The organism is Nocardia spumae, from assembly GCF_020733635.1.
In the GTDB taxonomy this organism is placed as follows: Bacteria; Actinomycetota; Actinomycetes; order Mycobacteriales; family Mycobacteriaceae; genus Nocardia; species Nocardia spumae.
The window spans coordinates 1244723-1257056 of record NZ_JAJFZL010000001.1; the positions used below are offsets into that span (position 1 = coordinate 1244723).

Consider the following 12334-nt stretch of genomic DNA (forward strand, 5'->3'; position numbering starts at 1 on the left):
CGTGGTTCCAGGTTTATCTCCAGTGGGAATGGTTATGGCACACGCTCAGCTAGCGGCGTCCGCGAGGCATTCGGCGGCGATGCGGACGGCGTCCCGGAGTTCGGCTCGCGACAGCGCGGCGTAGCCGATCGGGGTGCCGAAGGTGTGGCGGTCACCGCTGTGATGGCGGGCCAGCGAGTCCAGCGCCACACCGCGGCGGCGGGCGGTGTCGACGGCCTGCTGTTCGGCGGCCGCCGAATCGAGTGGTACCAGCACATGCGAACCCGCGTGGTCGCCGGCGACCACGAGTCCACGTGCTCGGAGTTCGGACACGACCAGTGCCCGCCGGGGTGGCATCTCCCGGCGCAGCCGCCGCAGATGCCGGGCCAGATCGCCGTGGCGGGCGAATTCGGCGAGCATCACCTGGCCGGCGGCGGCCGGACAGGTTCCGGACGACTCCCGATGCGCCAGTACGGCTTCGGCTACTTTCCGGGCGGCGACCAGCCAGCCGACGCCGAGAGTGGTGGACAGGATCTTCGAGGTGGTGCCCAGATGGATCACCAGGTCCGGAGCCAGCGTCGCGAGCAACGGCAACGGCGCACTGTCGTAACGCAATTCGCCGTCGTAGTCGTCCTCGATGATCCAGGCGCCGGTGCGGCGGGCGAAGTCGACGAGTTCGACCCGGCGTGCGGCGGGCATCCGGACTCCGAGCGGAAATTGGTGTGCCGGAGTGCAATACACGCCGCGGATGCCGGTCGGAATCCGATCGACCCGGATGCCGTCGGCATCGAGTGGGACCGGCACCACCCGGATCCCGGCGGCGCGGAATCCGCCCACCGCGCGCTGATACCCCGGATCCTCGATGGCCACCGCGTCACCGGGCCGCAGGAGGGCGCGAGCGAGTTCTCCGACCGCGGCGCCCGTTCCGCCGGTGGCCAGCACGGCCGCGTCCCGGCTCGCTGTGAGGCCGCGATGACGCAGCAGATGTTCGGCGATCGTCGCGAGGTAGTCGGGCTCGCCGGCCCGACGCTTGGCTGCCGACGGCGGACGATCACCGGCCGCGCGCCACGCGCGACGCCATGCGGCCGGGTCGATCGTCGCCACACAGGGCACGCCGGGGGCCAGATCGAGCAGGTCGGGATCCGGTGCGGAAGGCGTCCGCACCCCGATGTGTTCCGGCGCGATGGTAGGAGCCGCGAGCAGGTAGGTGCCCGAGCCGTGCCGCCCCGAGAGCCAGCCCTCGGCATGCAGCTGGTCGTAGGCGGCGGTAACCACCGTCCGGCTCACTCCCAGTTGTCCGGCCAACGCCCGCGAGGACGGCAGCCGATCCCCGCTCCGCAACCGGCCGTCGGTGGCCGCGGCGCGCAGTTCTTCGGCGAGCTGCACGGCCAGCGGGCCCGGCGCGGTGCGATCGATGGACAGCGCCAGTTCGTCCACGACCACCTCCCGAATCAGAAGTGGACTGTTCACATTGCCCAGAATTGGATATTCAGCAATGCCACTCGAGCATAGATGCTGGCAGTATGACCGACACCGCGGCTACCCGAACCCCGCTCTCGCCGACCCCGCGCAGTACCGTCACCCGCTACCGCGACCGGGCGGCGACCGACCGCGCCGCACTCGACGAGATCCTGGACGAGGGTCTGATCTGTCATCTCGGGGTGACGCTGCGTGGTGCGCCGGTGGTGCTCCCCACCGTCTACGGGCGGATCGGCGACACCCTGTATCTGCACGGATCCACCGGCGCCGGGAATCTGCGGGCGGCGCCGGCCGAACCCGTCTCGGTGGCCGTCACCCTGGTCGACGCCATCGTGTATGCCCGTGCGGCCATGCACTTCTCGATGAACTACCGCTCCGCGGTGATCCACGGCCGCCCGGTGGAGGTCATCGACGCCGGGGAACGCCTGCGCGGACTGCGCGCCATCGTCGAACATTCCGCGCCCGGAGCGTGGGACACGGTGCGGCCGCCGGACAAGAAGGAGTCGGCGGCCACCATCGTGCTGGCACTCGACCTGACCGAAGCCTCGGTCAAGATTCGCGGCGGTGACCCCTCCGATGAGGCGGCCGATCTCGCCGGCCCGGCGTGGGCGGGCCTGCTCCCGGTACGACAGACCTTCGGCGACCCGATCCCCGCCCCCGATCTCGCGGACGGGATCGAGGTCCCGCCGCATATCCGTGCCCGGGCGGGCGGTTCCGCGTCATGTGACGACTGTCGCTGAACGGGAGGGGAGCCGAAGTTTCGGCGGACCGGCTCACCACACCGTGACCGGCACGTCCAGTGGGTCGAGGGCGGCATGGGCGATGTCGGCCAGTGCGCCGGCCGATGAGATGTGGTCCGGATCCAGGCCGACCAGTGCGAGGGTGTAGCTGTGCCCGATGCGGCACAGGTAGCCCGAGAGCCGGGTGCGGGGCAACGCCGTGGACAGGAGGCCGGGATGGATGGCCCGGGCGGCTACTCCGGTGCAGTGGTGCGGGCCCAGCTGGGTCAGCGAGGTCGGCAGGGTGCCGATATTGGAACACAGGATGTCGCGTTCACCGGCGCCGCGTGAGAGGTGGTAGGCGATCCGGCCGGGGAGAACCTGTAAGAGTTCCGGGGGCATGCCGTCGGGCGCCGACATGCGGTATTCGTATGCGGCCCGGCACTTTTCCCGCAGCGTCGCCGGGGTGTCGGTGCGCTCGATCCACACCTCGGTCATGGCCATGTCGTTGTCGACGCGCCGATCGTCGCGAGTGTCGACGGGGACGGCGGCGCAGATGCGCGGTTCGGGGAATCCGCTGTCCCACAGCATCCGGGCCAGTACCGAGAGGAACAGGCTGTTGGGTGTGCCGCCGCGACCGGCCGCGGCCAGCTCCCAGTCGGCGGCCGGAAACTGCAGTACCGCACCGATACTCGGTAGCTCGGCGGCACGGCGGGGGGCGGTGGCCTCCGGCCGCCCGGGCGCACCGCGGCGCAGCGCGCGGGCGGTGCCCGACAGCACCGTCGCCCACTGCCGGCCGGCGTCGGACCAATCCGATCGCTGCGGCGCGTATTCGGTGACCGGGCTGCCGGACAGCGCGTGATCGACGGCCAAGGCGAGTCCGCGGCCGTCGGCCAGGGTGTGGGAGCAGGTCAGTACTACCACCGAACCGCCCTCGCGGAGGGTCGCGGCCGACAGTCGCCAGCCGGGCGCGAATTCCGGATCGAGGTCATGTCCCTGATCGTCGGCCCAGGCCAGCACGTCGGCGGCGGCCAGCGCGCCGCCCGCGATGCGTAACGGATGGGCCGCGTCGTTGCGGCGCCAATACGGTCGCGCGCCGGGGATGCGCGGGCGGATCACGCGGCGGCCGAGTGGACCGGTCCGCAGGGCGGCGTGAATCCGCTCCAGCAGTCGCCGGTCGATCGGATCGGTGGTGCGCCACAAACCCTGCAGGGCGCTGGGAGTGCCCAGACCGCGGTGGGCGCGCAGGAAGATCTCGTCGACGACGCTCAGCCGGCTCATGACCTCAGGCCGTGGATCCGTGCCGACCGGCGCCACCGGCGAATCGCTGGGCGCCTTCGAGTGCGCCGTCGGCCAGTGCGGTGAATCCGTGCCGGAATTCGCCCGCCATCGCCGTCGCCTCGTCCAGACCCCACTGTTCCAGGGCGGACATCCGGTCCGACCGCAGACAGGTCTGAGGCAGGGCGGCGAGTTCGGCGGCGAGCAGTTCGGCGGCAGAACGGGATTCGCCCGGGCCGACCACTCGATTCACCAGGCCGATCTGCAATGCCTCGGGGGCGGCGACCGCCCGGCCGGTCAGGATCATGTCCATCGCCCGGCCCGCGCCCACGATGCGGGGCAGCCGCACCGTTCCGCCGTCGATCAGCGGGACTCCCCAGCGGCGGCAGAAGACGCCGAAAGTGCTGTCCTGCTCCGCGATTCGCATATCGCACCACAGTGCCAGCTCCAGGCCACCCGCCACCGCGTAACCCGACACCGCGGCGATCACCGGCTTGGACAGTGTCATCCGAGTGGGCCCCATCGGGCCGTCCCCGTCCGGCTCGGCGCGATTGGACTTCTCGGTGCCCAGCGATTTCAGATCCGCACCGGCGCAGAAGGTGCCCCCGGCACCCCACAGCACAGCCACCGCGGCGGTGTCGTCGGCATCGAATTCGCGGAACGCCTCCGCCAGGGCCCGCGCGGTCGGTCCGTCGACGGCATTGCGTGCCTCGGGGCGATCCAGGATCACCGTGCAGACCGGGCCGCTGCGCTCGATTCGTACGCTCACGAATCCGACCATACGGCCCGCCCCGGCCCTTGCGTCAAGAAATGAATTTGTGATTCACTTCTTGCGTGGCATACCGCAGAACCCCCGCCGTGCAGGCGCGACTCGAGGCGCAGGCGCGCGCCATCGTGCACGCGGCGATGAAGGTGCTCTCCGAGCAGGGCTTCGGCGGGTTGTCGATGGCCACGGTCGCCGCCGAAGCCGGAGTCGCCACCGGAACGGTCTACAAGAGCTTCCGCGGTAAGGCCGAACTGGTCACCGCCGTCTTCCGTGATGTCGTGACCCGCGAGGTCGCGGCCGTCGCCCAGGCCGGCGCCGACGGCGGCGTGGTCGAGCGCGTCACCGCCGCGGTGGAGACCTTCGCCGGGCGTGCGCTGAAGAATCCCAAACTCGCCTATGTCCTGCTGGCGGAGCCGGTGGACGCCGGTGTGGACACCGAACGCCTGCGTTTCCGCCGCGCCTTCGCCGAAACCTTCGAGTCCGCGATCGCCGAGGGGGTCGCGGCCGGGCGGCTACCGGCCCAGGATCCGGGCACCAGCGCCGCGGCGCTGGTGGGGGCCATCGGCGAGGTGTTGGTCGGACCGCTCGCACAGCAGGTGCAGAGTGAATCGGTGGTCCCCGAACTGGTCGCCTTCGCACTGCGCGCACTCGGCGTCACGGACTCCGCCGTCACGGACTCCGGCCGCACGGATACCCATCGCACCGATATCGGCGCATACGAACAGGAGCAATCGGATGCCCACCCATAACGTGTTCAATCAGGTCCCGCCGATCACCCCCTTCGACTTCTCCCGCAATCCGGCGCTGATCGAGGGCCTGCATCGCGAGGCAGCGGGCTGGGCCGAGGCCGAGGTGCGTGAATTGGGCGCGCTGGCGGGCAGTTTCGAGGTTCAGGAGTGGGGCCGGCTGGCCAACGAGTATCCGCCGGTGCTGCACACTCACGACCGCTACGGCAACCGCGTGGACGAGGTGGAATTCCACCCCTACTGGCACAATCTCATGGATGTGGCGGTACGCCACGGCCTGCACGGCAGTCCCTGGCTCGACGAGCGTCCCGGCGCCCACGCCGCGCGGGCCGCGAAGTTCTACACCTGGGGGATCGCCGACGCCGGCCATATGTGTCCCATCTCGATGACCTACGCCGCGGTCCCGGCGCTGCGCCACAACCCCGAGCTCGCCGCGCGCTACGAGCCGCTACTGGGTTCCCGCACTTACGATTTCGGCCTGCGCGAGCCGTCGTCGAAGGCCGGTCTGATCGCCGGTATGTCGATGACCGAGAAGCAGGGCGGTTCGGATGTGCGAGCCAATACCACTACGGCCACACCGCAATCCGACGGTTCCTACCGGATCGTGGGACACAAATGGTTCACCTCCGCGCCGATGTCGGATATGTTCCTGACCCTCGCGCAGGCTCCCGGTGGTCTGTCGTGCTTCCTGCTGCCCCGGGTGCTGCCCGACGGCACCCGTAACACGTTGCGCCTGCAGCGCCTGAAGGACAAGCTGGGCAACAAGTCCAACGCCTCCTCCGAGATCGAATACGAGAACGCGGTGGGCTGGCTGGTCGGCGCCGAGGGCGCCGGGGTCAAGACCATCATCGAGATGGTGAATATGACCCGCCTCGACTGTGTGATCGGCTCCGCGACCGGTATGCGGACCGGCGTCGTCTACGCCGCGCACCATGCCCGGCATCGAGAAGCGTTCGGGGCCAGGCTGATCGACCAGCCGGCGATGCGTAACGTACTGGCCGACCTGGTGATCGAATCCGACGCCGCGACAACGGTGATGATGCGGCTGGCCGGAGCCACCGACCGCGCCGGCACCGATCCGGCCGAGGCCGCCCTGCGCCGGATCGCGTTGGCGGTCACCAAATACTGGGTATGCAAGCGAGCGCCCGCCCATGCGGCCGAGGCCCTGGAATGCTTCGGCGGCAACGGCTACGTCGAGGAGTCCGGGATGCCGCGGCTCTATCGCGAGGCCCCGCTGATGTCGATCTGGGAGGGCTCGGGCAATGTCGCGGCGCTGGATGCCCTGCGCGCGATGGGGCGCCAGCCCGAAACGGTGGAGGCCTACTTCAACGAGGTGTCGCTGGCCCGCGGCGCCAACCATCACCTCGACGACGCGATCGACCGTATCGGCAAGGAACTGACCGATCTCACCGATATCGAGTTCCGCGCGCGCCGGGTCGTCGAGTTGATGGCGCTGGTACTGCAGGGCGCCCAGCTGGTGCGTCACGGTCACGCCGCGGTGGCGGATGCGTTCTGCGCCAGCCGATTCGGCGGAGATTGGGGTATCGCCTTCGGCACCCTTCCGGTCGGCGTGGATACCGAGGCGATCCTGCAGCGCGCCTTCGTCTGAACCGATTCAGGCGTCGGCGTGCGACATCTCCCACGGGGCCTGCGGTAGCACCGAGCCCGTCTCGAGCAACGACTTGAGATTGGCCAGCACCGCGGGCCATCCGTCGGAGATGCCTTGCCTCATTTCCTGATTCGGCAGATTCTCGTGGGTCACGGTGAGCCTGACGATGTCCTGGTGCGGCTCGACGAGGAAGGTGACGACCGAGGGTTCCCGGTTCGTGTCGGGTGCGTCCTCGAAGGTGATCACCAGGCGGTGCGGCGGTTCGGATTCGAGCACCTTCCCGACGACATCGACCGCGCCCGAACCGTCGGCGCGCCGGTGTTCCCAGCGCGAACCCGGTTGCCAGTCCGACACATTCGCGTGACCCCAGTACTGCGCGGTGAGGTCCGCGTCGGTCAGCGCCCGCCACACCTGTTCGGCGCCCGCGTGAATGTAGGTGACGTAGACGTAGTTCGGCACGGTCGTGCTCATGGTGTTCTCCTCTGCCTGATATTCGATGGCCTGATCCTTGATGGCCTGATCCTTGATGGCACGGATCGCATCCAGTCGCGGCTTGTCGAAGGCCGAGATCCACCGCTGTTCGATGTCGTGAATCGGTGCCGGATTGATGTAGTGCAGCCGCTCCCGTCCGCGCCGCACCACGGTGACCAGCTCCGCGCGCACGAGGATGTCGAGATGCTGGGTCACCGACTGCCGCGCCATCTGCACCCGCTCGCACAGTTCGCGCAGAGTCTGCCCATTGTGCTCACGGAGTCGATCGAGCAGCAGCCGCCGAGTGGAATCGGCGAGTGCTTTGAAAACCAGGTCCAGATCCGGTTCGGGTTGCACTCGACAATCATGCAGGTATTTACCTGCATATGTCAACGGTGGTCCGGAACCCGCCGTTCCGCATCACCGCCTACGAACCCGGCCGTGAGTTGAGTATCGAACGACCCGAGCCCGCGGGCGCCCTGCGGATCACCTGGAGGGTGCGGGCACGGCCGGGCGGATCCGAGGTGACGCAGCGGCTCGAAATCAGCGGCATCTCGACGCCGGGCTGCCGGCGGGTGATCGGGTCACGGCTCCAGCAGGACAGCCGAATCGGCTTCGCGCGCTTGGCTTTCGCCGCCGGCATCGCCTCCTCGGCCGACGCGCTGGAGGTCGTGATCGCCGGCGCCCTCGGTCGTCACATCGCGGCGGATCCGACCTGCCGGGGGCAGCGCGCTGATCAACCTGGCCGGGCAGATCGTCGACTGCCGTCCCACCGCCCGCACTATCGACGTGCTGCGCCGCAGCCGAGTCGACCCCACCGCCGCACTGGTCACCGCATCGACATCCCTCGATCGCCCGCTCGACTACACCGGAGCCGATCCTGAAACTGGGCGCGCTGCTCCTACGCAGCGATCCCGCCCTCGGCCCGACCGGACGTCACGCGACCTCGGAAGTCCTGCCGCGCACCGGTTTCCGGTTCTCGTACCCCACCTTGGACGAGGCGCTGACAGACCTCATTCCCCGTCGAGTTCGGCGAGCGCCCGGTCGGAACCAGCGGCTCACCGTCGTCCGCGGTACCAGCGAATCAGCGCATCGGTCGACGAATCCGATTGCGGTGCCGGTTCCTCGGCGGCGGTCAGCAGCGGCTCCAGCGCCAATGCCTGCTGTTTACCGAGTTCCACCCCCCACTGGTCGAAACTGTCGATACCCCAGATCACGCCCTCCACGAAAACCTGGTGCTCGTAGAGTGCGATCAGCTGTCCGACGACCGACGGCGTCAGCTGTGGCGCGAGGATCGCGGTCGAGGGCCGATTACCGGGCATCACCCGATGCGGCACCAGCGCCGGATCGAAGCCCGCGGTACCACCGTCCTCGGCCTCGATCTCCGCCGCGGTCCGTCCGAAGGCCAGCACCTTGGTCTGCGCGAACAGATTGCTCATCAGGATGTCGTGCATACTGCCCGAACCGTCGCGGGTCGCGAGATCGTCGGTGGGCCGGGCGAATCCGATGAAATCGGCCGGAACCAGCCGGGTGCCCTGATGCAGCAGTTGATAGAACGCGTGCTGACCGTTGGTGCCCGGCTCGCCCCAGAAGATCTCACCGGTCGAGGTCGTCACCGGGCTGCCGTCCAGACGGACCGACTTCCCGTTGGACTCCATGGTCAGCTGCTGCAGATAGGCCGGAAAGCGGGCCAGATCGTTGGAATACGGCAGGACCGCGCGCGACTGCGCGCCGAAGAAATTCGAGTACCAGACCCCGAGCAGACCCAGCAGGATCGGCGCGTTGCGCTCCGGCGGGGCGGAGACGAAATGCTCGTCGACACTGTGCATTCCGGCCAGGAACTCGGCGAAACGCTCCCGGCCGATCACCGCCATGATCGACAACCCGATCGCCGAATCCACCGAATAGCGGCCGCCGACCCAATCCCAGAACTCGAACATGTTCGCGGTATCGATGCCGAAGTCCGCGACCCGCTGCGCATGCGTGGACACCGCCACGAAATGCTTGGCGACCGCGTCCTCGCCGAGAGCGGCGACCAGCCAGCGGCGCGCGGCCGTGGCATTGGTCAGCGTCTCCAGGGTCGAAAACGTCTTGGACGCAACGACGAACAGCGTCCGGGCCGGATCCAGACCCGCCAATGTCGCGGTCAGATCCGCCGGATCGATATTGGACACGAAGCGCGCCGAAATACCCGCGTCCGCGTAGTGACGCAAGGCCTGAGACAGCATCGCCGGACCGAGATCCGAGCCGCCGATACCGATGTTCACCACCGTGGTGATGCGTTCACCGCTCGCTCCGCGCCACTGCCCCGAACGGACCGCGTCGGTGAAATCGCCCATTCGGCGCAGCACTTCGCGCACGGCCGCTCCGGCATCGGAGCCGTCGATCGTCATCGACGCCCCCGCCGGCAGCCGCAGCGCCACATGGCCCACCGCGCGGTCCTCGGAGGTGTTGATGTGCTCACCCGCGAACATCGCGTCCCGGCGGCGCGTGACACCCGCGGTATCGGCCAGATCGAGCAGCAGATCCAGGGTTTCGCGCGTGATCCGATGCTTGCTGTAATCGATGTGGAGGTCGCCCACTTCGACCGTCAGCTCCCGCCCGCGCTCGGGATCCTCGGCGAAGAATTCGCGTAGATGCCGGTCGGCCACAGCCGAGTGATGATCATGCAGTTTCCGCCAGGCCGCAGTCGCGGTGATGTCGCTGCTCACCTTCGCGACACTACAGACCAGTCCGTGCCCGCGCAGGTATCGGAGTGATGTCGCTGGCTCGGTCCGTTGCGCGACACTACAGACCAGTCCGTGCCCGCGCAGGTATCGGAGTGATGTCGCTGGCTCGGTCCGTTGCGCGACACTACAGACCAGTCCGTGCCCGCGCAGGTATCGGAGTGATGTCGCTGGCTCGGTCCGTTGCGCGACACGACAGACCAGTCTGTGCCCGCGCAGGTATCGGAGTGATGTCGCTGGCTCGGTCCGTTGCGCGACACGACAGACCAGTCCGTGCCCGCGCAGGTATCGGAGTGATGTCGCTGGCTCGGTCCGTTGCGCGACATCGGAGATCTCCCTACCGACGGAGCGCGCGGCCTACGCTGAGCACATGGTGTCGCAAACCGAGTTACTGGAATCCGTCCCCAACCAGCTCTGGATCGGCGGGCCGGTGGATGCCACCGGTGGCGCCACGTTCGCGGTCGAGAATCCGGCCACCGGCGAGCCCGTCGCACACGTGGCCGACGCCTCACCGGAGGATGCGATGCGCGCCCTGGACGCGGCGGCGGCCGCACAGGACGGCTGGGCCGCGACTCCCGCTCGCGAGCGCGGCGAGATCCTGCGCGCGGTCTACGAGCGGATCGTCGAGCACACCGAGGACTTCGCCCTGCTGATGACCCTGGAAATGGGTAAGGCGCTACCGGAGAGCCGCAACGAGGTGCGCTACGGCGCCGAATTCTTCCGCTGGTTCAGCGAGGAAGCGGTGCGGGTGCACGGCCGCTATCAGACCGCGCCCACCGGGACCGGCCGCATCGTCGTCCACAAACAGCCGGTGGGACCGTGCCTGGCCATCACCCCGTGGAACTTCCCGCTCGCCATGGGGACCCGCAAGATCGGGCCCGCCCTGGCCGCCGGCTGCACGATGATCGTCAAACCGGCCTCGGCCACCCCGCTGACCATGCTGCTGCTGGCCAAGCTGTGCAGCGACGCCGGACTGCCCGACGGTGTCCTGTCGGTGATCACCTCGCGCCGCTCCGGTGCGGTCACCGAACCCCTGTTGAGCGATCCGCGGCTGCGCAAACTCACCTTCACCGGCTCTACCGAGGTCGGTCGCACTCTCGTCGAGAAGTCCGCGCACGGCCTGCTGCGCACCTCGATGGAACTGGGCGGTAACGCCCCCTTCGTGGTCTTCGACGATGCCGATATCGATGCCGCGGTGCAGGGCGCCATGCTGGCGAAACTGCGCAACGGCGGCGAGGCGTGCACCGCCGCCAACCGATTCCACGTGCACAACTCGGTACGCGCGGAATTCACCGACAAGCTCGTCGCGGCGATGCAGGAGGTCACACTCGGCCCCGGTGACGATCCGTCGACCACGCTGGGCCCGCTGATCAACCAGGATCAGCTCGATACCGTCAGCGACCTGGTCGACGACGCGGTCGAGCGCGGCGCCGAGGTCCGTATCGGCGGGAAGGCGCCCGGCGGTGCGGGCTACTACTACCCGGCCACGGTGCTGTGTGAGGTGCCCGAGGATGCCCGAATCCTGAGCGAGGAGGTGTTCGGCCCGGTCGCGCCGATCATCGGATTCGATACCGAGGAGCAGGGGCTCGCCGCCGCCAACGACACCGAATTCGGTTTGGTCGCTTACATTTACACCCGTGACCTGGACCGCGCGCTGCGAATCGCCGAGGGACTGGAAAGCGGCATGGTCGGGGTCAATCGGGGCGTCATCTCCGACCCCGCCGCCCCCTTCGGCGGGGTGAAGGCGTCCGGATTCGGCCGTGAGGGCGGTTTCGAGGGCATCGAGGAATATCTGTCGACGAAGTACATCGCCCTGCCCTGATCGCGTTTCGGGCGGCCGGCGAGAAGAACGACCGCCCCGGGGGAATGAACACCCGGGGCGGCCTGGGGTCGCGGAGTTCGTCGAGACGATCGCCGCGTGGTCTGGTCGAGTTGCCGGTCGGCGCTCCGGATCGCGGGGCGGTCGTCGACAGGCAGCATTCGGTGACGGCCCGATCGGCGGGACCGGGCCGGAAAGGTCAGTGGCCGAGCCGCCCGCGCCCCAGGCGCAGCAGCAGCATGGCCAGCGTGTGGCCTTCCTGACCGAGTTCGCTGAAGCGCTCCAGCACCTTCATCTCGCGGGAGTGCACCAGGCGCGGACCGCCGTTGGCCATCCGGGTGCGGCCGATGATTCGCGAGACCTCGGTACGGCGCTTGATCGCCGCGAGGATCTCGGCGTCGAGCCGATCGATCTCCTTGCGGAGCTTCTCGATCTCCGCTTCACTGCTGGGCAGCTCGGGCTCGGCCCCGGTCGCGGACTGGTCGATCGGCTCAGTAGAGGTGCTCATACTTTCTTCTCCTCGTGTCAGAACTTCGATCGGCATGCGGCCCTGCCCCGTTACCGATCGGATTCCTCCACCGTGAAACAGACCTTGTCGGCCTTGAATTGTCCCCCGTCTAGTGTGCGCTCACGTGCGAAATCGGCGACCACGAATGCCGTCGTTCGTCAGAACAGCAGAGGTGGTGAGCGCGCTGGTCATATGGCCAGTCTGCCACGCGTGGCAAACGAGGCAAAGTTCTCG

The 12334-nt window shown here is 68.5% G+C and carries 11 protein-coding genes and 1 pseudogene; 5 read left to right on the plus strand and 7 right to left on the minus strand.

Features of this window, described 5'->3' with window-relative positions:
* Positions 1-45: 45 nt before the first annotated feature.
* Complete coding sequence (pdxR, locus tag LKD76_RS04735; protein ID WP_227979723.1) at positions 46-1449, minus strand: MocR-like pyridoxine biosynthesis transcription factor PdxR; 1404 nt, start codon at positions 1447-1449, stop codon at positions 46-48.
* 53 nt (positions 1450-1502) lie between these two features.
* Between pdxR and LKD76_RS04740 the strand changes: the two genes are divergently transcribed.
* Positions 1503-2198, plus strand: coding sequence for a pyridoxamine 5'-phosphate oxidase family protein (locus tag LKD76_RS04740; protein WP_227979725.1), 696 nt, complete (start codon positions 1503-1505; stop codon positions 2196-2198).
* 33 nt (positions 2199-2231) lie between these two features.
* On the opposite strand, the gene LKD76_RS04745 is transcribed toward LKD76_RS04740, so the two are convergent.
* A complete protein-coding gene (locus LKD76_RS04745) occupies positions 2232-3458 on the minus strand; it encodes a hypothetical protein (protein WP_227979727.1) in 1227 nt (408 codons plus the stop codon).
* A gap of 4 nt (positions 3459-3462) precedes the next feature.
* Complete coding sequence (locus LKD76_RS04750; protein ID WP_255659647.1) at positions 3463-4236, minus strand: crotonase/enoyl-CoA hydratase family protein; 774 nt, start codon at positions 4234-4236, stop codon at positions 3463-3465.
* A 53-nt stretch (positions 4237-4289) separates the two neighbouring features.
* Here LKD76_RS04750 and LKD76_RS04755 point away from each other — a divergent pair, with 53 nt between their 5' ends.
* Positions 4290-4970, plus strand: a complete 681-nt coding sequence (locus LKD76_RS04755; RefSeq protein ID WP_227979730.1) for a TetR/AcrR family transcriptional regulator — start codon at positions 4290-4292, stop codon at positions 4968-4970.
* Complete coding sequence (locus tag LKD76_RS04760; protein ID WP_227979734.1) at positions 4957-6576, plus strand: acyl-CoA dehydrogenase family protein; 1620 nt, start codon at positions 4957-4959, stop codon at positions 6574-6576. The genes LKD76_RS04755 and LKD76_RS04760 overlap by 14 nt, the downstream gene beginning before the upstream one ends.
* 6 nt (positions 6577-6582) lie before the next feature.
* Here LKD76_RS04760 and LKD76_RS04765 read toward each other — a convergent pair whose 3' ends face one another.
* Both LKD76_RS04765 and LKD76_RS04770 read right to left on the minus strand, forming a co-directional pair.
* Positions 6583-7380: an ArsR/SmtB family transcription factor gene (locus tag LKD76_RS04765; RefSeq protein ID WP_227985095.1), complete on the minus strand. Its 798-nt coding sequence runs from the start codon at positions 7378-7380 to the stop codon at positions 6583-6585.
* A gap of 251 nt (positions 7381-7631) precedes the next feature.
* The gene (locus LKD76_RS04770; protein ID WP_227979735.1) at positions 7632-7820 is read right to left on the minus strand and encodes a hypothetical protein; all 189 of its coding nucleotides are present in this window, start codon (positions 7818-7820) and stop codon (positions 7632-7634) included.
* A 122-nt stretch (positions 7821-7942) separates the two neighbouring features.
* Between LKD76_RS04770 and LKD76_RS31745 the strand changes: the two are divergent.
* A pseudogene (locus LKD76_RS31745) lies at positions 7943-8002 on the plus strand (hypothetical protein); the annotation flags it as partial.
* A gap of 103 nt (positions 8003-8105) precedes the next feature.
* On the opposite strand, the gene pgi reads toward LKD76_RS31745, so the two are convergent.
* Positions 8106-9758 (minus strand): glucose-6-phosphate isomerase, encoded by a 1653-nt coding sequence (gene pgi / locus LKD76_RS04780; protein ID WP_227979736.1) that lies wholly within the window; start codon positions 9756-9758, stop codon positions 8106-8108.
* Between the two features lie 385 nt (positions 9759-10143).
* Here pgi and LKD76_RS04785 point away from each other — a divergent pair, with 385 nt between their 5' ends.
* On the plus strand, positions 10144-11595 hold the full coding sequence (locus tag LKD76_RS04785; protein WP_227979738.1) for an NAD-dependent succinate-semialdehyde dehydrogenase: 1452 nt from the start codon (positions 10144-10146) through the stop codon (positions 11593-11595).
* Between the two features lie 196 nt (positions 11596-11791).
* Here LKD76_RS04785 and LKD76_RS04790 read toward each other — a convergent pair whose 3' ends face one another.
* Positions 11792-12100 (minus strand): chorismate mutase, encoded by a 309-nt coding sequence (locus tag LKD76_RS04790; protein WP_227979739.1) that lies wholly within the window; start codon positions 12098-12100, stop codon positions 11792-11794.
* Between the last annotated feature and the right edge of the window lie 234 nt (positions 12101-12334).

What these genes read in the sequence shown, in the direction of transcription:
- LKD76_RS04785 (WP_227979738.1), top strand. Translation starts at nt 10,144, where the DNA reads ATGGTGTCGCAAACCGAGTTACTGGAATCCGTCCCCAACCAGCTCTGG.
- LKD76_RS04790 (WP_227979739.1), bottom strand. Translation starts at nt 12,100, where the DNA reads ATGAGCACCTCTACTGAGCCGATCGACCAGTCCGCGACCGGGGCCGAG.
- LKD76_RS04760 (WP_227979734.1), top strand. Translation starts at nt 4,957, where the DNA reads ATGCCCACCCATAACGTGTTCAATCAGGTCCCGCCGATCACCCCCTTC.
- LKD76_RS04750 (WP_255659647.1), bottom strand. Translation starts at nt 4,236, where the DNA reads ATGGTCGGATTCGTGAGCGTACGAATCGAGCGCAGCGGCCCGGTCTGC.
- LKD76_RS04745 (WP_227979727.1), bottom strand. Translation starts at nt 3,458, where the DNA reads ATGAGCCGGCTGAGCGTCGTCGACGAGATCTTCCTGCGCGCCCACCGC.
- LKD76_RS04740 (WP_227979725.1), top strand. Translation starts at nt 1,503, where the DNA reads ATGACCGACACCGCGGCTACCCGAACCCCGCTCTCGCCGACCCCGCGC.